Origin of the sequence: Streptomyces sp. SCPE 10 (assembly GCF_051980735.1) — a bacterium.
GTDB lineage: Bacteria > Actinomycetota > Actinomycetes > Streptomycetales > Streptomycetaceae > Streptomyces > Streptomyces misionensis.
The window spans coordinates 3,259,525-3,280,951 of the sequence record NZ_CP197069.1; the positions used below are offsets into that span (position 1 = coordinate 3,259,525).

Genomic DNA, 21,427 nt, shown 5'->3' on the forward strand with positions numbered 1-21,427 from the left:
GCCGTGGTCACGGCCGGCTCGCCCTGCCGCCGGGTCACAGGGTCAGCCGGTCGGCCGCCGTCTGGACGGCCATGTCCTCGGGGTCGGTGTACTGCCATTCGCACCGTCCGGGGTGTCCCTTGAAGAGGGTGCAGCCCGTGGCCAGGGGGTTCGGCTTGTTCATGCAGCACTCGATGTCCTCGAGCCACTGCCCGGGTGCCCCGGCGCGCCAGCACACGAAGACGTCGGAGTCCGGGGCCATGCTCGCGCCGGTACGGAGGAACGCCACGTGGCGTTCGTGGGGTACGTCTTCGAGCATGCACCGGAACGACGGGGACGACGCCCAGTCGACGTCCGCACGCGGGGACGGAATCTGCTCCGCGAGGGCTCGGACACCGTCGTCCAAGCCGGTCGTGGCCTTGCATCGGAACATCGCGGACTCCCAGGCGAGATGCAACGGTGGGTATCTCATGGCATGGCGGGACGCTGGTCCCACTGCCGGTTGAACTGGTCGACGTAGGCCCGCACGAACGCGCAGCAGTCCTCGCAGGCGTAGGCCGGCGCCCGCTGCCTGTCGTGTTCGACCGGACCGATCCAGAAGACGTACTTGTGGTGGCGGCAGAGGAGACAGAAGCCCCGCACCAACGGCCGGGGCCTCATGGGCGCCTGCGCTTGCGATGCCTCGGGCACTCGCACGGCGGCCAAGCGCTGGAGAATTCCGGCCGCTTGAGGGGAGTGACCTCGTGCTCTGCCCGCACGAGGTGCCGGTTCCCCCGGCGGTCCACCCGGTACACCGCGAGAGTCATCGTCAAGGCCGGATCACCCTCGCCTTGATCCCGGCCTCGATCGTCAGGATCAGCTCGTCCACGTGGTCCAGCCCCAGGCCGTGCCGGAAGGCGAGGCGCGGCCCCCAGGATGTCTGGATGACGTCCAGGTCGACCAGCCATCCGGCCTCGTGGAAGGCGAGCTTCAGCCTGGCCAGCATGTCGTCCGGGTTCCGCTCACGCGTCATGTCCCTACCTCGCCACTCCTCTGTGTAGCGGAATCGCTACCGAGCGGCTTCAGAGTTGCCTAGAGTGGAGATCCCTTCAACTGGTCAGGATGGAACGGAAGGTCGTCGAACGCGCCTTGAACCGCAAGGAGTTGAACCCGGACGCCTCACCGCAGGCTGCCTACGGAGCGCGTATGCGCAGCAAGCGCGAGGCTCGCGGCTGGACTCAAGAGGACCTTGCCGCTCGCACGGAATATTCCAGTGTGCATATCTCGGCCATCGAAACTGGTCGGAAGCCTCCGACCCTTCGCTTTTCGCGTAGCGCCGACCGGGCGTTCGGCCTCGCGGACACAGCGGAGTCGTTCGAGCGTGAGTACCGCGAGATCAAGCACGGCAGTCTGCTGGAGGGCTTCCCGGAGTACATCAAGTACGAGGGGCGGGCCGCGGAGATCCGGCTGTACGAGATCGGGATCGTCCCTGGGCTGCTCCAGACACCGGAGTACGCACGGGTGCTGGCGAACAGCGCGGTACGGCGTGGCGCCATCACCCCCGAACAGGCGGATGAGCGCGTCGCGTTCCTGGCGGAGCGGCAAGCCGCGCTGGAGCGGCCCCGCCCGCCCATGATGCTGGTGGTGATGGACGAGAGCTGCGTTCGCAGGCTGGTCGGCGGCCCCAAGGTCATGAACGCCCAGCTCGACCGGCTGGCCCAGTTCGCCGAACTACCGAACACCGTGCTCCAGATCGCCCCGTTCGAGATAGGGGAGCGTCGTACGTTCGGCCTCCCCATGTACCTGCTGACGATGCCGGACCTGTCCGTGGTCGCATACGCGGAGTCCCAGTTACGAGGACACGTGGATCGCGAAACGACAGCCGTACTCCCCCTGTTGTCGGCCTACCATCAGTTGCAGGCCGAAGCTCTGCCTCAGGCGGCATCGGTGGCCATGATCCATGAGGTACGAAAGGGCACCCCGTGACGACCGACTCCCCCCGCTGGTTCACGTCCTCCTACAGCAACAACGGCGGCGCCTGCGTGGAGGTCGCCACCAACCTCCCCGGCACCGTCCCCGTCCGCGACACCAAGGACCGCGACGCCGGCACCCTCACCTTCAGCGCCAACTCCTGGTCCGCGTTCGTCCAGTTCGCCTCTCACCAGAGCGTCTGAACGCACCCGGCACGAAAAAGCGGGCCCCCTCCCGTCCGGGAAGGGGGCCCGCGTCGGTCGGACTACTTGGCGCCGCCCTTGGCCAGGAACGCCAGCAGGTCCTGGCGGCTGATCACGCCGGTCGGCTTGCCCTCGACGAGGACGATCGCCGCGTCCGCCGCGCCCAGCACCTGCATCAGGTCGCCGACCGGCTCGCCGGAGCCGACCTGGGGCAGCGGGGCCGACATGTGCTTCTCCAGCGGGTCCTCCAGGGAGGCGCGCTTGGAGAACAGGGCGTCGAGCAGCTCGCGCTCCACGACCGAGCCGACGACCTCGGCGGCCATCACGTCCGGGTGACCCGCGCCCGGCTTGACGACGGGCATCTGGGAGACGCCGTACTCGCGCAGCACCTCGATGGCCTGGCCGACGGTCTCCTCCGGGTGCATGTGCACGAGGGACGGGATCGTGGCGCCCGCCTTGTCGTTCAGCACGTCGGCGACGCGGGCGCTCGGGCCCTCGTCCTCCAGGAAGCCGTAGTCGGCCATCCACTCGTCGTTGAAGATCTTCGAGAGGTAGCCGCGGCCGCTGTCCGGCAGCAGCACCACGACCACGTCGTCCGGGCCGAGCCGCTCGGCGACCCGCAGCGCGGCGACCACGGCCATGCCGCAGGAGCCGCCCACCAGCAGGCCCTCCTCCTTGGCCAGGCGGCGGGTCATCTGGAAGGCGTCCTTGTCGGAGACGGCCACGATCTCGTCGGCGACGGTGCGGTCGTAGGCGGTCGGCCAGAAGTCCTCACCGACGCCCTCGATCAGGTACGGGCGCCCGGAACCGCCCGAGTACACCGAGCCCTCGGGGTCGGCGCCGATGACCTTGACCTTGCCGTCGCTGGCGTCCTTCAGGTAGCGGCCGGTGCCGGAGATGGTGCCGCCGGTGCCGACGCCCGCCACGAAGTGGGTGATCTTCCCCTCGGTCTGGTCCCACAGCTCCGGACCGGTGGAGTGGTAGTGCGACAGCGGGTTGTTCGGGTTGGAGTACTGGTCGGGCTTCCAGGCGCCCGGGGTCTCGCGCACCAGCCGGTCGGAGACGTTGTAGTACGAGTCCGGGTGCTCGGGGTCGACCGCGGTCGGGCAGACGACGACCTCGGCGCCGTAGGCACGCAGCACATTGATCTTGTCGGTGCTCACCTTGTCGGGGCACACGAAGATGCACTTGTAGCCCTTCTGCTGGGCCACGATCGCCAGGCCGACCCCGGTGTTGCCGCTGGTGGGCTCCACGATGGTGCCGCCGGGCTTCAGCTCCCCGCTCTCCTCGGCGGCCTCGATCATGCGCAGGGCGATGCGGTCCTTCACGGAACCGCCCGGGTTGAAGTACTCCACCTTGGCCAGGACGGTCGCCTGGATGCCCTTGGTCACGTTGTTGAGCTTCACCAGCGGGGTGTCGCCGACGAGGCTGATCATCGAGTCGTGGAATCGCACCGTTGTCTCCGGTCGCTGCAAAAAATGTGGTCCTAGTGGTGCCGCCAGCCTAAGGCCAGGCACCCGGCTCGCGCGGTCGTTCACTCCCCGTGGAGATTGGCGCACGCCCTGTACGGGGCAAGGAGTGGGTGGAGGGCTAGGAGGAGGTGGCGGCGGCGCATGACAAGCATGTCGAGGGCGCGGGTGGCCCGGCGGATCGCGGCCGGAGCGGCCTACGGCGGGGGCGGGGCCGGACTGGTCGGGGCGGCGGCCGTCGGACTGGTGCTCGCGGAGGTACGGCTGGCCCGGCGCCATGTGGGCAACGGCAGCAGCGGGCGGGTACCGGTGGCGGACGGGGTGTACGGCCACTCCTACGACGTGGGCGGTGATCCACCGCTGCGGCTGGTGATGCTCGGCGACTCCACGGCCGCCGGGCAGGGCGTGCACCGGGCGGGCCAGACACCGGGCGCGCTGCTGGCCTCGGGGCTCGCGGCGGTGGCGGAACACCCGGTGGAGCTGTGGAACGTCGCGCTGCCGGGCGCCCAGTCCGACGACCTGGACCGGCAGGTGGCGCTGGTGCTGTCGTCGCCCGGGCCCGCGCCGGACATCTGCGTGATCATGATCGGCGCCAACGACGTCACCCACCGGATGCCGTTCACGCGTTCGGTGCGGTACCTGTCGGCGGCGGTACGGCGGCTGCGCACGGCCGGTGCGGAGGTGGTGGTCGGCACCTGTCCCGACCTCGGCACCATCGAGCCGGTGCAGCAGCCGCTGCGCTGGCTGGCCCGGCGGGCGTCCCGGCAGCTGGCGGCGGCGCAGACGATCGGCGTGGTGGAGCAGGGGGGACGCACCGTGTCCCTGGGCGATCTGCTGGGGCCCGAGTTCGCGGCGAACCCGCGGGAGCTGTTCGGGCCGGACAACTACCACCCCTCGGCCGAGGGCTACGCCACGGCGGCGATGGCCGTCCTGCCCACGGTCTGCGCGGTGCTGGGCCTGTGGCCGGAGGAGGAGCGGCCGGACGTGACGCGCCGCGAGGGCTTCCTGCCGGTGGCCCGGGCCGCGGCGGAGGCGGCGTCCGAGGCGGGCACGGAGGTCACGGCGGCGATACCGACGGGCCCGCGCGGTCCCTGGGCGCTGCTCAAGCGCCGGCGCCGCCGCCGCGTCCCGGAGGCCGAACCGGTGACCCCGTCGGCCTGACCGGCGTACCGGAGTCCGCGGGGCCGTGCTGCACTGGAAGGGCCGGGGACACCCGAGCGACCGGCCCGACCAAGCAAGCGCTTAGAAAACTGCGGCCAGTGTCACACCGCAACCCCGGTGACCTGGTTCATACGTGCGGGTAACTTCCAAACCGGTCCTGCCCGAAACCCCGTTCACTGGAGCCGTGATGCCCGAAGCCGTCATCGTCTCGACCGCCCGCTCCCCCATCGGCCGCGCCGGCAAGGGGTCCCTCAAGGACCTGCGCCCCGACGACCTCACCGCCACGATCATCCAGGCCGCCCTCGCGAAGATCCCCGAGCTGGACCCGAGGGACATCGACGACCTGATGCTCGGCTGCGGTCTGCCCGGCGGCGAGCAGGGCCACAACCTCGGCCGCATCGTCGCCGTGCAGATGGGCATGGACCACCTGCCCGGCTGCACCATCACCCGCTACTGCTCCTCCTCCCTCCAGACCTCCCGGATGGCCCTGCACGCCATCAAGGCCGGCGAGGGCGACGTCTTCATCTCGGCCGGTGTCGAGACGGTCTCCCGCTTCGCCAAGGGCAGCTCCGACGGCCTGCCGGACACGCACAACCCGCTGTTCGCCGAGGCCGAGGCCCGCACCGCCGCGGTCGCCCAGCAGGAGGGCACCACCTGGCACGACCCGCGCGAGGACGGGCTGATCCCCGACGCCTACATCGCGATGGGCCAGACCGCCGAGAACCTGGCGCGCTGGAAGGGCATCACCCGCCAGGAGATGGACGAGTTCGGCGTCCGCTCGCAGAACCTCGCCGAGCAGGCCATCAAGGACGGCTTCTGGGAGCGCGAGATCACCCCGGTGACGCTCCCCGACGGCACCGTCGTCAGCAAGGACGACGGCCCGCGCGCCGGCGTCACCATGGAGGGCGTCGCCGGGCTGAAGCCGGTCTTCCGCCCCGACGGCCTGGTCACCGCCGGCAACTGCTGCCCGCTCAACGACGGCGCCGCCGCCCTCGTGATCATGAGCGACACCAAGGCCCGCGAGCTGGGCCTGACCCCGCTCGCCCGGATCGTCTCCACCGGCGTCTCCGCCCTCTCCCCCGAGATCATGGGCCTCGGCCCGGTCGAGGCCAGCAAGCAGGCGCTGCGCCGGGCCGGACTGACCGTCGACGACATCGACCTGGTCGAGATCAACGAGGCGTTCGCCGCCCAGGTGATCCCCTCCTACCGGGAGCTCGGCATCGACCTCGACAAGCTGAACGTCAACGGCGGCGCCATCGCCGTCGGCCACCCCTTCGGTATGACCGGCGCCCGGATCACCGGCACGCTGATCAACTCCCTCCAGTGGCACGACAAGCAGTTCGGCCTGGAGACGATGTGCGTCGGCGGCGGCCAGGGCATGGCCATGGTCATCGAGCGCCTCAGCTGACCCGCGCCGCCCGCGCGACCCACCGTCCGTAGCGATTCGGGCACTTTACGTCAGGGATCGGCCCAGAACCCCGGAAACCGCCGGGTTCTGGGCCTTTCTGTGATCCAATCTCCCCCAGGATGTGACCTATCTCCCCCGCCCCGGGCATCGGCGCAGGTCAGCACGGACCGGCACATCGTCCGACGCGCACGCGAACCCAAAGAACTGTCCGTTTCGTGACGTTACGCACTGACAGCTGGATAGTCCGCCCTTCAAGCTGATGTAGGAAGTCGGGGGTCGACTTTGAACCTGGGAGTACGTCAGTGAGCGCCATGCCCATCGCCCTGCTGCTCACCACGGCCGCCACGGGCGCCGTGGGCGTCGCCGTCCTGCGCACCGTGCTGAAGCTGCGCCGGCAGCTCACGCAGTTGCAGGCCCAGCTCGCGGAGAACCAGTCAGCCGCCATGCACGCGCTGCTGCCGCACGCCCGCACCCATGCCGACACCGACCGGATACGCGCGGCCGTGGCCGAGGCGCTCGCCGAGGAACGGGAGCGGGAACTCGCCGAGGCGCGTGCCTTCTGGGCCGCGCAGGAGGCCCGCGACGCCTCCGACGCGCCCTCCGCGCTCGGCCTGCCCGACCACGAGCCGTTCCTGCCCCGGGAGTCCGACTTCGCCGGCCTGGAGCCGGTGGCGGAGCCGACCGCGGACACCGACGAGTTCGCCGGGGAGTCCCCCGAGCTGGCCGCGGCCCGCCGCCGGCACCCCTCGCACCCGGACTTCGTCCCGGAGCGGTCGGCGGCGGCCGACCACGAGCGCACGGCCGCCACGCTGGAGCAGCTGGCCGCCGAGCGGGTCGAGCTGTCCGACGTCCGCCCGGGACCGCTGGGCACCCTCGACGTCTACGTCTTCGCCGACGGCACCACGCTGTGCATGACCCCGGGTCACCGCGAGACGGCCGAGCGGCTGGCGCGGGCCGTGGAGGCGGGCGAAGCCCCCTGCCTGCTCGGCGGTTCGGGCATCTCCGGCGCCTACACCCTCACCTTCGCCTGCGGCGCGGAGATGATCTACATCCTGGCGGACCGCGTCATCGCGTCCCTGTAGGCCGCGGCGGATCCGCGGGACGGCCCCGGGCCCCGGCTCAGACCCCCGCCCGGCCCCGCGCCTCCTCCACCAGCCGGACCGCCTCGCCGACCTCGTCGTCACTCTTCAGCACCAGCGCCAAGTCGTGCGCCGCGACCAGGATCTGATCGGCCGCCGCGAACATCCCCGCGTCCGGCATCTGCCGGGGCTCGCTCCCCGGCTCCTCGACCGCCTGCGCCCGCCGGGCCAGTTCCCTGGCCAGCGCCAGCGCCTCCGCGGCGGCGCCGCGCTGGAGCCTGCTCTGCGGTGCCGCGCGCAACCGGTCGGCGAAGTGATCCACTGCTTGGGTCAGGGGCGTCGTATCAACCACGCGCCGAGCGTAACGCGCCGCACTGTTGCCAAGAGGCGAACGCTCGGGCACGGTGCAGTGAAGGACCGGCTCACAGCCCCTTTGCTTTCGGAGGTGCCGATGTCCCAACCGTTCTCCGACGAGACCCACCGCAACCTGCTCGCCCGCATCCCGCACTGCACCGGCCGCGAGGTCTCCGACTGGCTGCGCACCGTCGAGGAAGGCCCCGCCCTGGTCCGCTTCGAGGAGAAGGTCGGCTGGCTCCGCCAGGAGTACGACCTGGCCTACGGCCACGCGAAGGCCATCGTGCACGAGTACGACCTGCGCCGGGCGGCCCGCAAGCTGCGCTGAGGCACCCACCGACGGCAAAGGGCCCCGGGCGGCAGCCCGGGGCCCTCTCACCAGCGCGGTGCGCGCTAGTCGTTGTTGGTGAAGATCGCCACCAGCCGCAGCATCTCCAGGTAGATCCAGACCAGGGTGACGGAAAGACCGAACGCGGCGAGCCAGGACTCCTCGCGCGGGGCGCCGTAGGCGATGCCGTCCTGGATCTGCTTGAAGTCGAGCGTCAGGAAGAACGCGCCGAGCAGGATCGCGATGATGCCGACGACCGCGCCGATCGGGCCGAAGCTGCGCAGACCGCCGTCCTCGGCGACGCCGAACACGACCAGCAGCAGGTTGACCGCCATGACGACCAGGAAGGCCATCGCGATGGCGAGGCCGATGCGGGCGTAACGGGCCGTGACCCGGATCCAGCCCGCCTTGTAGACGAGCAGGGTGGCGCCGGAGACCGCCATGGTGCCGAGCACCGCCTGGAAGGGGGCGCCCTGCCAGCGGCTGTTGTACATCTCGCTGATGACGCCGAGGAAGATGCCCTCGAAGGCCGCGTAGCCGAGGATCAGCGCGGGCGCCGGGGTGCGCTTGAAGTTCTGGACCATCGCCAGGACGAACGCGATCAGCGCGGAGCCGACGGCCAGGCCGTAGCTCGTGGGCGAGACCGGCAGCAGTGCCCAGGCGAGGACGGCACCCACCACGACGGTGCCGAGCGTCAGGGCCGAGCGGACGACGACGTCGTCCATCGTCATCCGGCCGGTGCCGGCCGGGGCCTGCGGCGGGGCGCCGTACTCGGTGTCGGACGGCGCGTGGCCGACCGGCATGTACGGGTCCTGCGCGTACGGGTTCTGCGCGTAGGGGTTCTGCGCGTACGGGTTGGCCCCTGCGTACCCGGCCTGCGCTGCGGTGTTGAAGCCGGCGTAGCCGTTGTCGCGGCTGAACCCCCGTCGCGAGAAGACCGGGTTGCTGCTCCTCATCTCACTCCTCCATGGCTGCCGTGCGCAGCCTTGGCTCAAGCGTAATGGATTGGCAAAGGATCGATCATGCTACCTGAGGAGGATCTTTCCCCTGCCGTGTCGGTCCACACGCTACGCGGAGGAGGGCGCCCCGGCCATGGGTGATCGCCTTCCGTGACGAACTCGCCGCCGACCGAGCGCGAGAAGAGTGAGTGGTGCCCGGAGCCGGACTTGAACCGGCACGCCCGCGAAGGGGCAGCGAGGTTTAAGCTCGCCGTGTCTGCATTCCACCATCCGGGCAGGCCATGGGCTCCGCTTCGAGGTCCGAGCCTATCGGGACGCATCCCCCGAACAGCGGAGTGGAGGACCGATGTTGTCTTATTTTATTGACGTCTGAGGGTGCATCAGACCACGGAACCGGTCGTCCGCACTTGCCAGTAGCGTGACGTGACGCACGTGCACCTGTACGTGAAATGACGGAATTTCACCGCCCGAAGAAGGGCGCCCCACCTGTTCTTGAGAGCGCCCGGTCACGGCGGCCGGGACGGCGGCGGCCCCGGCGGCTCAGGGTCGGGGGTCCTCCCCAGGTATGACAAGGCACCCCCGTGGTCCGACCCGAGTCGTCCCCGGGAACCGGAACAGCGGCTGACTACCCGGGCCCCACGGGACGGGACGATGGAGCGGTCCCCATGAACACGCCGTCCCGAGGAGCACCGTCCCGTGACCACCACACCCACCGCACGCCCGGCCACCGCCGTGGCCGCACGCGCCACGGAGCTGTCGAAGATCTACGGGCAGGGTGAGACCCGGGTGGTCGCCCTGGACAAGGTCTCCGTCGACTTCGGGCAGGCCGAGTTCACCGCGATCATGGGCCCCTCCGGCTCCGGCAAGTCCACGCTGATGCACTGCGTGGCCGGCCTCGACACCTTCTCCTCCGGTTCCGTGCGGATCGGCGAGACCGAGCTGGGCTCGCTCAAGGACAAGCAGCTCACCAAGTTGCGCCGGGACAAGATCGGCTTCATCTTCCAGGCCTTCAACCTGCTGCCGACGCTGACCGCGCTGGAGAACATCACGCTGCCGATGGACATCGCGGGCCGCAAGCCCGACAAGGCGTGGCTGGACCAGGTCATCCAGATGGTGGGACTGTCCGGGCGGCTCGGCCACCGGCCCTCCCAGCTGTCCGGCGGCCAGCAGCAGCGCGTCGCCGTGGCCCGCGCCCTCGCCTCCAAGCCGGAGATCATCTTCGGTGACGAGCCGACCGGCAACCTGGACTCGCGCTCCGGCGCCGAGGTCCTCGGCTTCCTGCGCAACTCCGTGCGCGAGCTGGGCCAGACGGTGGTCATGGTGACCCACGACCCGGTGGCCGCGGCCTACGCGGACCGCGTGATCTTCCTGGCCGACGGGCGGATCGTGGACGAGATGTACGGTCCGACCGCCGAGTCCGTGCTCGACACCATGAAGCAGTTCGACGCGAAGGGCCGTACCAGCTGATGTTCCGCACCGCCCTGCGCAACGTCCTCGCGCACAAGGCCCGGCTGCTGATGACGGTGCTCGCCGTCATGCTCGGCGTGGCCTTCGTCTCCGGGACCCTCGTCTTCACCAACACCGTCTCCGACGCCTTCCAGAACAGCTCCGCCAAGGGCTTCGACCAGGTCGACGTCGCCGTACAGCCCCAGTACCAGGACTCCAAGGGCGACAAGGTCGGCAAGACGCCGGACCTCACCCAGGCCATGCTCGACACGGCCGGCAAGGTCCCCGGCGCCGCCTCCGCCACCGGCGTCGTCGGCGGCTTCACCGCCGTCGCCGACAAGCACGGCAAGCTCGTCGGCGGCGACTGGCAGTCCCGCGGCGGGAACTACTGGGGGGCCAAGGACGCCCGCTACCCGCTGATCGCCGGGCACGCCCCGCACGGCCGGAACGAGGTGCTGCTCGACTCCAAGTCCGCCGAGCGGGCCGGCTACCAGGTCGGCGACACCGTGCGGCTCTCGGTCGACGGGCCCGTGCTCACCCCGACCGTCGCCGGCATCTTCACCACCGACGACGGCAACGTGACCGCGGGCGGCAGCCTCGCGCTGTTCGACACGCCCACCGCGCAGGCGCTGTTCGGCAAGAACGGCACCTACGACGAGATCGACGTCAAGGCGAAGCCCGGCACCGGCCAGGCGGCGCTCAAGGCCCAGCTGGACCGGGCGCTGCCCGCCCACCAGGTGAAGACCACCACCGGCAAGAAGCTCGCCGACGACCAGGCGAAGACGATCGCCGACGGCATGAGCAGCATGAAGACGGGCCTGCTGGTGTTCGCGGGCATCGCCCTGTTCGTCGGTACCTTCATCATCGCCAACACCTTCACCATGCTGGTCGCCCAGCGCACCAAGGAGCTGGCCCTGCTGCGCGCGGTCGGCGCCTCCCGCCGCCAGGTCACCCGCTCGGTGCTGATCGAGGCGTTCGTGGTCGGCGCGGTCGCCGGCGTGGCCGGTCTGCTCGCCGGCATCGGCATCGGCGCGGGCCTGCGCGCCCTGGTCGGTTCCTTCGGCGGGAGCATGCCCGACGGACCGCTGGTGATCAGCCCCGGTACGGTGGCCGCCGCCCTCGTGGTCGGCGTCGTCATCACCATGCTGGCCGCCTGGCTGCCCGCCCGCCGGGCCGCGAAGATCCCGCCGGTGGCGGCGATGAACAGCGTGCACGCCAAGGCGACCACCAAGTCGCTGGTGCTGCGCAACACGATCGGCGCGCTGTTCACGGCGGCCGGTGTGACGGTGATCCTCGCCGCCACCACGATGGACGGCGACTCCGGCCAGGCCCCGATGGGGTTCGGCGCCGTGCTGCTGATCATCGGCGTGTTCGTGCTGACCCCGCTGCTGTCCCGTCCGCTGATCGCGGCCGCCGCCCCGCTGATGCGCGCGTTCGGCATCGCGGGCAAGCTGGCCCGCCAGAACTCGGTGCGCAACCCGCGCCGTACGGCGGCCACCGCCTCGGCACTGATGATCGGCCTGACCCTGATCACCGGCATGACGGTGATGGCGGGCAGCCTCCAGCACGCGATCGACAAGATGGCCGCCTCGGCGATCCGCGCCGACTACGTCGTCTCGATGGCCAACGGCTCCCCGCTCTCCCCCGACGTGGCGAAGAAGCTCGCCGCCACCGACGGGGTCACCGCCAGCAGCCCGCTGCGCAACGCCGAGTCCCGCATCGACGGCAAGACCGAGTTCCTGACCGGCGTCGACGGCGCGTCCATCGCGAAGCTGACGGACCTGAAGGTGGACCAGGGCAGCTTCACGGTGAGCGGCACGCGGATCGTCGTGGACAAGGAGCGAGCCAAGGAGTACGGCTGGACGCCCGGTTCGCGGCTGACCGCCCACTTCGAGGACGGCAAGGCGCAGCGCCTGACCGTCGCCGGGATCTACGACGGCAACGACATGATCCGCGGCATCATGCTCGACGACGCGGTGCTCACCCCGCACCTGAGCCACCCGGCCGACATGCAGGTCATGGTCAAGACGGCCGACGGCGCGTCGACCGCGACCAAGGACCGGCTGGCGAAGGCCCTGGGCACCAACCCCGCGATCAAGATCCAGGACAAGAAGGACCTGTCCAACGACATCGCGCAGGTCTTCACCCTGATGCTGAACATGGTCTACGGCCTGCTCGGCATGGCGGTGATCGTCGCGGTCCTCGGTGTCGTCAACACCCTGGCGATGTCGGTGTTCGAGCGCTCCCAGGAGATCGGCATGCTCCGCGCGATCGGCCTGGACCGCAGGGGCATCAAGCGGATGGTCCGCCTGGAGTCCCTGGTGATCTCCCTCTTCGGCGGCGTGCTCGGCCTCGGCCTCGGCGTGTTCTTCGGCTGGGCGGCCGGCCGGCTGGTGGGCACCAGGATGCCGACGTACGAACTGGTCCTGCCGTGGGGCCGACTGGTGGTCTTCCTGGTGCTCGCGGGCGTCGTCGGCGTGCTGGCCGCGCTGTGGCCGGCCCGCCGCGCGGCCCGGCTGAACGTGCTGGCGGCCATCAAGGCCGAGTAGCCGAACGGTCGTACGACACCGGAAAGGGGCCCCGCGGACGCGGGGCCCCTTCGCCGTGCCGGGCGGTTCAGCCCTGCCAGGTGCGGGTGCGCGGCGGGAGCCCGGAGGCGCCCGACTCCGGGGTGCGGACCGCGAGGACCTGGTTGACGCCGATGCGGTTGTGCTCGAAGGCGAGCGCGGAGGCGGCCATGTACAGCCGCCAGACCCGGGCCCGGCCGGGGCTGGTCAGGCGCACGGCGCGGTCCCAGTCGGCCTCCAGGTTGGCCACCCACTGGCGCAGGGTGCGGCCGTAGTGCTCGCGCAGGGCGTGTACGTCGCGCACCTCGAACCCGGCGCGCTCCAGCTGGGTGACCGTGGTGCCGATGGGGGCGAGTTCACCGTCCGGGAAGACGTAGGCGTCGATGAACTCGTCGACGCTGTAGGCGGATTCGTCGCGCTGCGGGCGGCGGGCGATCTGGTGGTTGAGCAGCCGGCCGCCGGGCGTGAGCAGGTCGTACAGCCGGTGGGCGTACTCCAGGTAGCGTTCGGCGCCGACGTGCTCGGCCATGCCGATGGAGGAGATCGCGTCGAAGGGGCCGTCGGTGACGTCCCGGTAGTCCTGGACCCTGATCTCCACCCGGTCGGTCAGTCCCTCGTCGGCGACGCGCTTGCGGGCGTACGCGGCCTGCTCCTGGGAGAGGGTGACCCCGACGACGCTCACCCCGTGCTCCCGGGCCGCGTGCAGGGCCATGGAGCCCCAGCCGCAGCCGACGTCCAGCAGCCGCCGGCCCTCCTTCAGACCGAGCTTCTGGCAGACCAGTTCGAGCTTGTCCCGCTGGGCGTCCTCCAGGGTGGCGTCCTTGCCGAAGGACTCCCAGTAGGCGCAGGAGTACACCATCGAGGGACCGAGGACCAGCTCGTAGAAGTCGTTGCCGACGTCGTAGTGGTGGCTGATGGCGCGCTTGTCGCTGCCGCGGGTGTGCAGATGGCGGTGTCTGCGGACCTCCTCGCGCGGCGGCGCGGGCGGGATCGGCGGGCCGGCGAGCTTGAGCAGCTCGCGGGCGGCGGCGCGGACGGCGGGGTCACGCACGGCCTGGAGGAGGGTGCGCCCGTCCTCCCCGCGCTCCCAGATCAGCGCGGCCATGCTGTCCAGCGCCGTGTACAGGTCGCCCTCGATGTCCAGGTCCCCGGCGACCCAGGCGCGGGCCAGGCCCAGCTCGCCCGGCTTGAACAGGATGCGGCGCAGGGCGCGCCGGTTGCGCACGACGAGCGTGGGAGCGCCGGGAGGCCCGGCCTGTGATCCGTCCCAGGCCCGCAGCCGAACCGGGAGCGGAGCCCCCAGCATCTGCTCGGCAAGACTGTTCAGCCGCGACGCGGCGTCGGCCATGACGCACACCTCCAAGACGACGATCCCGGATGCCGGTTACCACGTAAACACCGTCGGTCGTCCCGCACAGTCCCGCAATGGAGTTACGAGAGGGCAAAAAGTTGCAGTGGCCACCCAGATGGCCCCCGGGAACGCCGAAAGACCTCCCGCACCACGGATGGCGGGAGGTCTTTCGGATGGTCCGGCGAGTGCCTCGGGTCAGGAAGCCTTGGCCTCGGTCTTCGCGGCGGCGACCGGCGCGGGCTTGGCGGCCTCGTAGAACTCCTCGCGGGGGTTCTCCATGGCACCCAGGGACACGACCTCGCGCTTGAGGAACATGCCGAGCGTCCAGTCGGCGAAGATGCGGATCTTGCGGTTCCAGGTCGGCATGGCCAGACCGTGGTAGCCGCGGTGCATGTACCAGGCGAGACGGCCCTTGAGCTTGATCTTCATCTTGCCCATGACGATCATCGCCACGCCCTTGTGCAGGCCGAGACCGGCGACCGCACCCTTGTTGGCGTGCTCGTACTCCTTCTGCGGGAAGCCCCGCATACCGGAGACCACGTTGTCGCCGAGGACCTTGGCCTGGCGCAGCGCGTGCTGGGCGTTCGGCGGGCACCAGGCGTTCTCGTTGCCCGCCTTGCGGCCGACGAGGTCCGGGACCTGGGCGTTGTCGCCGGCGGCCCAGATGTAGTCCGTGCCCTGCACCTGGAGGGTGGCGGCGGTGTCCACGTGGCCGCGCGGGCCGAGCGGGAGACCGAAGCGGGCGAGGGCCGGGTTCGGCTTGACGCCGGCCGTCCACACGATGGTGTTCGAGTCGACCTCGAGGCCGTTCTTCAGCACCACGTGGCCGTCGACGCAGGACTCCATGGAGGTGGAGAGGTAGATCTCCACGCCACGGCTCTCCAGGTGCTCCTTGCCGTACTGGCCGAGCTTGGGGCCGACCTCGGGAAGGATCTTGTCGGCGGCGTCGACGAGGATGAACCGCATGTCCTCGCGGGAGACGTTGCGGTAGTACTTGGCGGCGTCCCGGGCCATGTCCTCGACCTCGCCGATGGTCTCCGCACCCGCGAAGCCACCGCCGATGAAGACGAAGGTGAGCGCCTTGCGGCGGATCTCCTCGTCGGTCGTGGAGTCGGCCTTGTCCAGCTGCTCCAGCACGTGGTTGCGCAGGCCGATGGACTCCTCGATGCCCTTCATGCCGATGCCCTGCTCGGCGAGGCCGGGGATCGGGAAGGTGCGGGAGACCGCGCCCATGGCGATGACCAGGTAGTCGAACGGCAGCTCGTACGCCTCGCCCACCAGCGGGGCGATCGTGGCGACCTTGCGGTCCTGGTCGATGGTGGTGACCCGACCGGTGAGGATCTCCGCCTTCGGAAGCACGCGTCGCAGCGGGACGACGACGTGGCGAGGGGAGATGCTGCCGGCGGCGGCTTCGGGGAGGAAGGGCTGGTAGGTCATGTACGACCGGGGGTCGACGACCGTGACGGTCGCCTCGCCGTAGCGCATCTTCTTGAGGATGCGCCGAGCTGCGTACAGGCCTACGTACCCACCGCCTACTACGAGGATCCTGGGACGCTCCGTGGTGCTCATGGCATCGAGTATCCACCCGCTCCAGGGGGGTGGCTCGTGCGCCCCTTCACAAGCTTGTGGAGGGGCTGTGTTAAACTCCGCGACCCGCGTGACACAGGTCATGCGGACCAGGGGGAACCGCGCGGCGGTTCGTACCGTTGTCAAGGCCGTGTGAGCTGCCCGTCCGGGTCGGCGAGGTGACCGCGGCGACTCCCGACCGGCCTCTGGAACACCCCCTTCCGGCCATCTTCGCGCGCGTCATCTGAACATGTTCAAACGGGTTTTGACCCCCCGGAAGGGCCTACCGGCCCCCTTCGGGCACCGGTCGGGACCCATTTCCTTGTGAAGAACTTCACGAAGGTTTCCGCCGGGATGCCGACGAGGGGCCCACAAGGACCCCTCGAAGCCGCTCAAACGTTATCCGACCTGCTCAGCCGGACGCTACCCACCGGTAACAAAGTGGGCTACGCCACCGCTGCGCCACCGTCCACGCGATGCCGTCGAGCATCGCTCACGAACGCGACTCCCCGAGTCCGAGCACGTGTACACGCGAATGCGTACACTCATCTCATGACTGAGAAGACCGTGACCGTACGGGAAGCCCGCGCGCACCTCGCCGACCACATCAACCGGGCCGAGGAAGGCGTTCCGACCGTCATCACGCGCAACGGCGCTCCGGTGGCGGCCGTGGTTCCGATCGCGGACTTCGAGGCGTTGGAGGAGGCGGCCGACGTGATGTTGGCGCGCGAAGCCGAAGCGGCCCTGGCCGAGGGCGGTCCCACCGTGACGATGGCGGAACTGCTGGCCGATCTGTTCACCGAGCACGACGGCGAGGCGACGTGAAGTACGCCTTCCGGTTCACCACGGCGGCACAGCGGCAGCTCCGGGCCATCAGCCGGCCCGACGCCATGCGCATCCTGGCCGCACTGACCGCGCTCGGCGACGACCCGTACCGCGAGGACGCCGACGTCAAGAAGCTCACCGGCCCGTCGGGGCTCTACCGGCTCCGGGTTGGCAGCTACCGGGTCGCCTACCAGATCAACGATGGTGAACTCGTCATCCTCGTTGTCAAGGTGGGCGACCGGCGGGACGTCTGCCGCAACCTGTAGGCGGTCGGGCCGAAGACCGGGCGATCCCGTGGGTGGGCCTACGACGGCGACTCGGCCGCGTAATAGGCGATGCCGTCGAGGATGTCGTGCTCCGACACGACGACCTCCTGGGCGCCGATCCGTTCCATGATCGCCAGGAGGACGAGGGAGCCCGCGCCGATGACGTCGACGCGGCCCGGGTGCATGGACGGGATGGTGGCGCGTTCGGCGTGGGTGGAGTGCAGGAGGCGGTCGGTGATCTCGCGCACCCGGGCGAGGGAGACGCGGGAGTGGTGGATGCGCGCCGAGTCGTACTCGGGCAGGTCCTGCGCGATCGCCGAGACGGTGGTGACCGAGCCGGCCAGGCCCACCAGGGTGCGCGCCTCGCGCAGCGGCACCGTCCGCTCCGCGAGGTCCAGGGCGGCCTCGATGTCGGCCCTTATCGCGGCGATCTGCTCCTCGGTGGGCGGGTCGGAGATCTCGCCGCCGTGCACCAGGTGCCGTTCCGTCATCCGCACACAGCCCACGTCCACCGAGCGCGCGACCCGCACATGGTCGTCGCCGACGACGAACTCGGTGGAGCCGCCGCCGATGTCCACCACCAGATAGGGCCGGGCGAGGTCCTCGCGGCCGGCCAGCTCCTTGGTCGCGCCGGTGAAGGAGAACTCGGCCTCCTGGTCGCCGGTGATGACCTCGGGCTCCACGCCGAGGATGTCCAGCACCCCGCGCACGAACTCGTCGCGGTTCTCGGCGTCGCGGGAGGCGGAGGTGGCGACGAAGCGCAGCCGCTCGGCGCCGTGCTCCTTGATGATCTCCGCGTAGTCGCGGCAGGCGGCGAAGGTGCGCTCCAGCGCCTCCGGGGCGAGCCGGCCGGTGCGGTCGACGCCCTGGCCGAGCCGCACGATGGTCATCCGGCGGTCCAGGTCGACCAGTTCGCCCGTCGCCGGGTCCACGTCCGCGACCAGCAGGCGGATGGAGTTCGTACCGCAGTCGACGGCGGCGACACGGGTCACTGCGCTTCCCCCTTCGGCTCCTGCTCGAACGTCACGCACGCGCCCTTGCGCCACCACTGCGGCAGCATCGCGAGCGCCTCGTCGCCGAGCGGGTTGACGCCCGGACCCGCGGCCAGCGAGTGGGCGACCAGGACGTGCAGGCACTTCACCCGGTCCGGCATGCCGCCGGCGCTCGGGAAGTCCCGCAGCACCTCGATCTCGTCCCGGCGCCGGATGTAGTCCTCGTGCGCGGCCCGGTAGGCGGCGGCCAGCTCCGGGTCGCTCTGGAGGCGCTCGGTCATCTCCTTCATCACGCCGTTCGCCTCCAGCGTGCCGATGGCCGAGGCGGCCTTGGGGCACGTCAGGTAGTACAGCGTCGGGAAGGGCGTGCCGTCGGGCAGACGGGGCGCCGTCTCCACGACATCCGGCTGACCGCACGGGCAGCGGTGTGCGATGGCCCGCAGGCCCCGCGGGGGACGGCCCAGCTGCTGCTTGAACGCCTCGACGTCCGCGTCGGTGGGCTCGGTGCGCGGAGTGGGCGGCGGAGGGGTTTCCATGACTGCTTTCAGACTGGCTTTCTGTGGGTCACCGGCACGGGGCCGGTCACTGGTCGGAGGCGTCGGACTTGTCGACCCCGTCCCAGATGTTGGTGTACCAGGGCCGGTGGGCGGCCCTCAGATCGACGCGGGACTGCCGGGCCGCGCCCGGATCGACGACCACGTACCCGGTCTCGCCGGGCTTCACATAGTGCAGCCGCTTGCGGATCTGCTGCTCGGCGTAGGCGTCGTCCTGCCAGCGAGCCTTGAGGTCGCGCAGCTGTTCGACGCGTTGGCGGGCCTCGGTCTCCTGCCGCTGGAGGTCGGAGATCTGGGCGCGCTGGGAGACGTACTGCCGCATCGGGTAGGCGAGGGCGACGACCAGCGAGCACAGCACCAGCGCGAGCAGCGCCGCCCGGCCGGTCAGCCGCGAGCGGCGGGCCTGCCGTTTGGTCTGCGAGCGGTAGACCCGGGCCGCCGTCTGCTCGCCCAGCAGCCGCAGCCTGGTCGTGGTGGAGAAACGGTCCCGGTCCTTGACGGCCATGTCGGTTCTCCGCCTCCCCTTTCACACGTGCGTACGTCCCCGGACACGGTACGGGACCGGGTACGGGGACGTACGTACGACTGGCCAAGTCCCGGCCCGACGGGGGGCGGGACCGGCCGGGTGGCTCAGCCCTTGAAGCGCGGGAAGGCGCTGCGGCCGGCGTACACCGCGGCGTCGTCCAGGATCTCCTCGATGCGCAGCAGCTGGTTGTACTTGGCGACGCGCTCGGAGCGGGCCGGGGCGCCGGTCTTGATCTGGCCGCAGTTGGTGGCGACGGCCAGGTCGGCGATGGTGACGTCCTCGGTCTCGCCGGAACGGTGCGACATCATGCACTTGAAGCCGTTGCGCTGGGCCAGCTCGACGGCGTCCAGGGTCTCGGTCAGCGAGCCGATCTGGTTGACCTTGACCAGCAGGGCGTTGGCGGTGCCCTCCTCGATGCCGCGGGCGAGGCGCTCGGGGTTGGTGACGAACAGGTCGTCGCCGACCAGCTGGACCTTGTCGCCGAGCTTGTCGGTGATGACCTTCCAGCCGGCCCAGTCGTCCTCGAACAGCGGGTCCTCGATGGAGACCAGCGGGTAGGCCGCCACCAGCTCCTCGTAGTACTCCGTCATCTCGGCGGCGGAGCGCTCCTTGCCCTCGAAGAGGTACTTGCCGTCCTTGTAGAACTCGGAGGCGGCGACGTCGAGCGCGAGGGCGATCTGCTCGCCGGGGGCGTAGCCGGCCTCCTTGATGGCCTCCAGGATGAGGTCCAGGGCCTCGCGGTTGGAGCCCAGGTTCGGCGCGAAGCCGCCCTCGTCGCCGAGGCCGGTGGCCAGGCCCTTGCTCTTCAGGACCTTCTTCAGGGTGTGGTAGACCTCGGCACCCCAGCGCAGCGCCTCGGAGAAGGACTCCGCGCCGATCGGGGCGATCATGAACTCCTGGATGTCCACGTTGGAGTCGGCGTGCGAGCCGCCGTTCAGGATGTTCATCATCGGCACCGGCAGCAGGTGCGCGTTGGGGCCGCCCAGGTAGCGGAAGAGCGGCAGGTCGGACGCCTCGGAGGCGGCGTGCGCGACGGCCAGGGAGACGCCGAGGATGGCGTTGGCGCCGAGCGAGCCCTTGTTGTCGGTGGCGTCCAGGTCGAACATGGCCTGGTCGATCAGCCGCTGCTCGGTGGCGTCGTAGCCGACCAGCTCCGGGCCGATCTGCTCGATGACGGCGAGGACGGCCTTCTCGACGCCCTTGCCCTGGTAACGGTTGGGGTCACCGTCGCGCAGCTCGATGGCCTCGAAGGCGCCGGTGGAGGCGCCGGACGGGACGGCGGCACGCCCGGTGCTGCCGTCGTCGAGGCCGACCTCGACCTCGACCGTGGGGTTGCCTCGGGAGTCCAGGATTTCCCGGGCTACGACGACGTCGATGGACGGCACGAGCATCTCCTTCTTGGATGTGACGCTGGAAGTGCGGGGCGGTCTGCCTTACGGCTGTGCCTTGCGACTAGAGCCTAACCGTCCAGGGGTCGTCGGCCACCGACCGACCGTCCCGTGGACGGGAGGGACATGCAGACGGTACCCATTGTTCACCCGCGGAACAAAGGGGTTCGCGGATGAGACCCGGCGAAAGAGCGGGAAAACGAACGACCCCGCCCCGGCGCGTACGGGGGAGAACGCGCCGGGGCGGGGAGCCCGTGGGGACGGGGGCGGACCCTTGGGGGCGGGCCCGCCGGGCGGGGCCGTCAGCCGCCGGGGGTCACTTCAGGTGCAGCTGCTGGCCCGGGTAGATGAGGTCGGCGTTGTCGACGATGTCCTTGTTCAGCTCGAACAGCTTGTGCCAGCCGCCGGCCACGTGGTGCTTCGCCGCGATGGAGCTGAGGGTGTCGCCGGTGACGACCTTGTACTCGCCGTCGCCCTTCTTGACCTTCTTGCCGGTCGGGGTGGTGACGGTCTTGCCCGCGCCGCTCGCCGAGGAGCCGGTGGAGCCGCCCGTGGACTTGCCCGTGGTGGACGGGGCCGTGCGCTGGGTGGAGCGGGTGGCGGCCTGCTCGTCGGTGGAGCGGGTGGAGGTGCCCGTGTGCGACGAGGAGGAGCCGGAAGTGGGCGCGGAGCCGTTGTACGGGGTGCTCGACAGGCCCGTGCCGCAGACCGGCCAGGCGCCCTTGCCCTGTGCGGCCAGGACCTTCTCGGCGACGGCTATCTGCTGCGCCTTGCCGGCCTTGTCGGCCGTGGGGGCGTAGGCGGTGCCGCCGTACGCGGCCCAGGTGGAGGCGGAGAACTGCAGACCGCCGTAGTAGCCGTTGCCGGTGTTGATGGACCAGTTGCCGCCGGACTCGCACTGGGCGACCGTGTCCCACTGGGAGGTGGTGGCGGCGGAGGCGTTGCCGGCCGCCATCAGCGGGGCGGCGACGGCGGCACCGGTGACACCGGCGAGCGTGACGGCGCGGACGGCCTTGGACGGACGACGGTGCTTGCCCTTGCCGGAAAACAGCATGA

23 protein-coding genes and 1 tRNA gene are annotated in these 21,427 nt (G+C 70.4%); 10 read left to right on the forward strand and 14 right to left on the reverse strand.

The window, feature by feature from the left end:
* Nucleotides 1-34: 34 nt before the first annotated feature.
* From ACSP97_RS15190 to ACSP97_RS15200, 3 genes are all read right to left on the reverse strand, one after another.
* The gene (locus ACSP97_RS15190; RefSeq protein ID WP_355147662.1) at nucleotides 35-412 is read right to left on the reverse strand and encodes a hypothetical protein; all 378 of its coding nucleotides are present in this window, start codon (nucleotides 410-412) and stop codon (nucleotides 35-37) included.
* 35 nt (nucleotides 413-447) lie between these two features.
* The gene (locus tag ACSP97_RS15195) at nucleotides 448-639 is read right to left on the reverse strand and encodes a hypothetical protein (protein WP_355147664.1); all 192 of its coding nucleotides are present in this window, start codon (nucleotides 637-639) and stop codon (nucleotides 448-450) included.
* 148 nt (nucleotides 640-787) lie between these two features.
* Nucleotides 788-991, reverse strand: coding sequence for a hypothetical protein (locus ACSP97_RS15200; protein WP_440557916.1), 204 nt, complete (start codon nucleotides 989-991; stop codon nucleotides 788-790).
* A gap of 89 nt (nucleotides 992-1,080) precedes the next feature.
* Here ACSP97_RS15200 and ACSP97_RS15205 point away from each other — a divergent pair, with 89 nt between their 5' ends.
* Nucleotides 1,081-1,944 carry a helix-turn-helix domain-containing protein gene (locus ACSP97_RS15205; protein WP_440557918.1) on the forward strand — a complete coding sequence of 288 codons (864 nt, stop codon included), beginning with the start codon at nucleotides 1,081-1,083 and terminating at the stop codon, nucleotides 1,942-1,944.
* Nucleotides 1,941-2,132, forward strand: a complete 192-nt coding sequence (locus ACSP97_RS15210; RefSeq protein WP_355322329.1) for a DUF397 domain-containing protein — start codon at nucleotides 1,941-1,943, stop codon at nucleotides 2,130-2,132. Before ACSP97_RS15205 ends, ACSP97_RS15210 begins: the two co-directional genes overlap by 4 nt.
* A 62-nt stretch (nucleotides 2,133-2,194) precedes the next feature.
* Here ACSP97_RS15210 and ACSP97_RS15215 read toward each other — a convergent pair whose 3' ends face one another.
* Nucleotides 2,195-3,586 carry a cystathionine beta-synthase gene (locus ACSP97_RS15215; protein WP_355523481.1) on the reverse strand — a complete coding sequence of 464 codons (1,392 nt, stop codon included), beginning with the start codon at nucleotides 3,584-3,586 and terminating at the stop codon, nucleotides 2,195-2,197.
* A gap of 159 nt (nucleotides 3,587-3,745) precedes the next feature.
* Between ACSP97_RS15215 and ACSP97_RS15220 the strand changes: the two genes are divergently transcribed.
* The 3 genes from ACSP97_RS15220 (at nucleotide 3,746) to ACSP97_RS15230 (ending at nucleotide 7,252) form a co-directional block, all read left to right on the forward strand.
* Complete coding sequence (locus tag ACSP97_RS15220) at nucleotides 3,746-4,762, forward strand: SGNH/GDSL hydrolase family protein (RefSeq protein WP_440557919.1); 1,017 nt, start codon at nucleotides 3,746-3,748, stop codon at nucleotides 4,760-4,762.
* Between the two features lie 187 nt (nucleotides 4,763-4,949).
* On the forward strand, nucleotides 4,950-6,170 hold the full coding sequence (locus ACSP97_RS15225; RefSeq protein WP_070023654.1) for an acetyl-CoA C-acetyltransferase: 1,221 nt from the start codon (nucleotides 4,950-4,952) through the stop codon (nucleotides 6,168-6,170).
* A gap of 302 nt (nucleotides 6,171-6,472) precedes the next feature.
* Nucleotides 6,473-7,252, forward strand: coding sequence for a hypothetical protein (locus ACSP97_RS15230; protein WP_355147674.1), 780 nt, complete (start codon nucleotides 6,473-6,475; stop codon nucleotides 7,250-7,252).
* 37 nt (nucleotides 7,253-7,289) lie between these two features.
* On the opposite strand, the gene ACSP97_RS15235 is transcribed toward ACSP97_RS15230, so the two are convergent.
* The gene (locus ACSP97_RS15235; protein ID WP_355147676.1) at nucleotides 7,290-7,601 is read right to left on the reverse strand and encodes a hypothetical protein; all 312 of its coding nucleotides are present in this window, start codon (nucleotides 7,599-7,601) and stop codon (nucleotides 7,290-7,292) included.
* A 99-nt stretch (nucleotides 7,602-7,700) separates the two neighbouring features.
* Between ACSP97_RS15235 and ACSP97_RS15240 the strand changes: the two genes are divergently transcribed.
* Nucleotides 7,701-7,931, forward strand: a complete 231-nt coding sequence (locus tag ACSP97_RS15240) for a DUF4287 domain-containing protein (RefSeq protein WP_070023660.1) — start codon at nucleotides 7,701-7,703, stop codon at nucleotides 7,929-7,931.
* 65 nt (nucleotides 7,932-7,996) lie between these two features.
* Here ACSP97_RS15240 and ACSP97_RS15245 read toward each other — a convergent pair whose 3' ends face one another.
* Both ACSP97_RS15245 and ACSP97_RS15250 read right to left on the reverse strand, forming a co-directional pair.
* A complete protein-coding gene (locus tag ACSP97_RS15245; protein WP_440557921.1) occupies nucleotides 7,997-8,887 on the reverse strand; it encodes a Bax inhibitor-1/YccA family protein in 891 nt (296 codons plus the stop codon).
* A 192-nt stretch (nucleotides 8,888-9,079) separates the two neighbouring features.
* Nucleotides 9,080-9,166 (reverse strand) — tRNA-Leu (locus ACSP97_RS15250).
* A 420-nt stretch (nucleotides 9,167-9,586) separates the two neighbouring features.
* Between ACSP97_RS15250 and ACSP97_RS15255 the strand changes: the two genes are divergently transcribed.
* Both ACSP97_RS15255 and ACSP97_RS15260 read left to right on the forward strand, forming a co-directional pair.
* Nucleotides 9,587-10,357, forward strand: coding sequence for an ABC transporter ATP-binding protein (locus tag ACSP97_RS15255; RefSeq protein WP_355147680.1), 771 nt, complete (start codon nucleotides 9,587-9,589; stop codon nucleotides 10,355-10,357).
* The gene (locus tag ACSP97_RS15260) at nucleotides 10,357-12,885 is read left to right on the forward strand and encodes an ABC transporter permease (RefSeq protein ID WP_358275254.1); all 2,529 of its coding nucleotides are present in this window, start codon (nucleotides 10,357-10,359) and stop codon (nucleotides 12,883-12,885) included. The genes ACSP97_RS15255 and ACSP97_RS15260 overlap by 1 nt, the downstream gene beginning before the upstream one ends.
* A 67-nt stretch (nucleotides 12,886-12,952) precedes the next feature.
* Here ACSP97_RS15260 and ACSP97_RS15265 read toward each other — a convergent pair whose 3' ends face one another.
* Both ACSP97_RS15265 and ACSP97_RS15270 read right to left on the reverse strand, forming a co-directional pair.
* The gene (locus tag ACSP97_RS15265) at nucleotides 12,953-14,251 is read right to left on the reverse strand and encodes a cyclopropane-fatty-acyl-phospholipid synthase family protein (RefSeq protein WP_355147684.1); all 1,299 of its coding nucleotides are present in this window, start codon (nucleotides 14,249-14,251) and stop codon (nucleotides 12,953-12,955) included.
* A 198-nt stretch (nucleotides 14,252-14,449) separates the two neighbouring features.
* Nucleotides 14,450-15,823 (reverse strand): NAD(P)/FAD-dependent oxidoreductase, encoded by a 1,374-nt coding sequence (locus ACSP97_RS15270; RefSeq protein WP_355147686.1) that lies wholly within the window; start codon nucleotides 15,821-15,823, stop codon nucleotides 14,450-14,452.
* A 549-nt stretch (nucleotides 15,824-16,372) separates the two neighbouring features.
* Here ACSP97_RS15270 and ACSP97_RS15275 point away from each other — a divergent pair.
* Nucleotides 16,373-16,645 (forward strand): type II toxin-antitoxin system Phd/YefM family antitoxin, encoded by a 273-nt coding sequence (locus ACSP97_RS15275; RefSeq protein WP_358679827.1) that lies wholly within the window; start codon nucleotides 16,373-16,375, stop codon nucleotides 16,643-16,645.
* Nucleotides 16,642-16,911 (forward strand): type II toxin-antitoxin system RelE family toxin, encoded by a 270-nt coding sequence (locus ACSP97_RS15280; protein WP_358679830.1) that lies wholly within the window; start codon nucleotides 16,642-16,644, stop codon nucleotides 16,909-16,911. The genes ACSP97_RS15275 and ACSP97_RS15280 overlap by 4 nt, the downstream gene beginning before the upstream one ends.
* A gap of 38 nt (nucleotides 16,912-16,949) precedes the next feature.
* Here ACSP97_RS15280 and ACSP97_RS15285 read toward each other — a convergent pair whose 3' ends face one another.
* From ACSP97_RS15285 to ACSP97_RS15305, 5 genes are all read right to left on the reverse strand, one after another.
* Nucleotides 16,950-17,903 (reverse strand): Ppx/GppA phosphatase family protein, encoded by a 954-nt coding sequence (locus ACSP97_RS15285; protein ID WP_440557932.1) that lies wholly within the window; start codon nucleotides 17,901-17,903, stop codon nucleotides 16,950-16,952.
* Nucleotides 17,900-18,439 carry a DUF501 domain-containing protein gene (locus ACSP97_RS15290; protein WP_355147694.1) on the reverse strand — a complete coding sequence of 180 codons (540 nt, stop codon included), beginning with the start codon at nucleotides 18,437-18,439 and terminating at the stop codon, nucleotides 17,900-17,902. Before ACSP97_RS15290 ends, ACSP97_RS15285 begins: the two co-directional genes overlap by 4 nt.
* A 46-nt stretch (nucleotides 18,440-18,485) precedes the next feature.
* Nucleotides 18,486-18,962, reverse strand: a complete 477-nt coding sequence (locus tag ACSP97_RS15295) for an FtsB family cell division protein (protein ID WP_355147696.1) — start codon at nucleotides 18,960-18,962, stop codon at nucleotides 18,486-18,488.
* Nucleotides 18,963-19,087: 125 nt separating this feature from the next.
* Nucleotides 19,088-20,374, reverse strand: a complete 1,287-nt coding sequence (gene eno, locus ACSP97_RS15300; protein WP_355147698.1) for a phosphopyruvate hydratase — start codon at nucleotides 20,372-20,374, stop codon at nucleotides 19,088-19,090.
* Nucleotides 20,375-20,687: 313 nt separating this feature from the next.
* Entirely contained in the window at nucleotides 20,688-21,425 is a 738-nt protein-coding gene (locus ACSP97_RS15305; protein ID WP_440557934.1) for a transglycosylase family protein, read from the reverse strand.
* Between the last annotated feature and the right edge of the window lie 2 nt (nucleotides 21,426-21,427).

What these genes read in the sequence shown, in the direction of transcription:
- ACSP97_RS15190 (WP_355147662.1), bottom strand. Translation starts at nt 412, where the DNA reads ATGTTCCGATGCAAGGCCACGACCGGCTTGGACGACGGTGTCCGAGCC.
- ACSP97_RS15195 (WP_355147664.1), bottom strand. Translation starts at nt 639, where the DNA reads ATGAGGCCCCGGCCGTTGGTGCGGGGCTTCTGTCTCCTCTGCCGCCAC.
- ACSP97_RS15200 (WP_440557916.1), bottom strand. Translation starts at nt 991, where the DNA reads ATGACGCGTGAGCGGAACCCGGACGACATGCTGGCCAGGCTGAAGCTC.
- ACSP97_RS15205 (WP_440557918.1), top strand. Translation starts at nt 1,081, where the DNA reads ATGGAACGGAAGGTCGTCGAACGCGCCTTGAACCGCAAGGAGTTGAAC.
- ACSP97_RS15220 (WP_440557919.1), top strand. Translation starts at nt 3,746, where the DNA reads ATGACAAGCATGTCGAGGGCGCGGGTGGCCCGGCGGATCGCGGCCGGA.
- ACSP97_RS15225 (WP_070023654.1), top strand. Translation starts at nt 4,950, where the DNA reads ATGCCCGAAGCCGTCATCGTCTCGACCGCCCGCTCCCCCATCGGCCGC.
- ACSP97_RS15240 (WP_070023660.1), top strand. Translation starts at nt 7,701, where the DNA reads ATGTCCCAACCGTTCTCCGACGAGACCCACCGCAACCTGCTCGCCCGC.
- ACSP97_RS15245 (WP_440557921.1), bottom strand. Translation starts at nt 8,887, where the DNA reads ATGAGGAGCAGCAACCCGGTCTTCTCGCGACGGGGGTTCAGCCGCGAC.
- ACSP97_RS15260 (WP_358275254.1), top strand. Translation starts at nt 10,357, where the DNA reads ATGTTCCGCACCGCCCTGCGCAACGTCCTCGCGCACAAGGCCCGGCTG.
- ACSP97_RS15265 (WP_355147684.1), bottom strand. Translation starts at nt 14,251, where the DNA reads ATGGCCGACGCCGCGTCGCGGCTGAACAGTCTTGCCGAGCAGATGCTG.
- ACSP97_RS15270 (WP_355147686.1), bottom strand. Translation starts at nt 15,823, where the DNA reads ATGAGCACCACGGAGCGTCCCAGGATCCTCGTAGTAGGCGGTGGGTAC.
- ACSP97_RS15275 (WP_358679827.1), top strand. Translation starts at nt 16,373, where the DNA reads ATGACTGAGAAGACCGTGACCGTACGGGAAGCCCGCGCGCACCTCGCC.
- ACSP97_RS15290 (WP_355147694.1), bottom strand. Translation starts at nt 18,439, where the DNA reads ATGGAAACCCCTCCGCCGCCCACTCCGCGCACCGAGCCCACCGACGCG.
- ACSP97_RS15295 (WP_355147696.1), bottom strand. Translation starts at nt 18,962, where the DNA reads ATGGCCGTCAAGGACCGGGACCGTTTCTCCACCACGACCAGGCTGCGG.
- eno (WP_355147698.1), bottom strand. Translation starts at nt 20,374, where the DNA reads ATGCTCGTGCCGTCCATCGACGTCGTCGTAGCCCGGGAAATCCTGGAC.
- ACSP97_RS15305 (WP_440557934.1), bottom strand. Translation starts at nt 21,425, where the DNA reads ATGCTGTTTTCCGGCAAGGGCAAGCACCGTCGTCCGTCCAAGGCCGTC.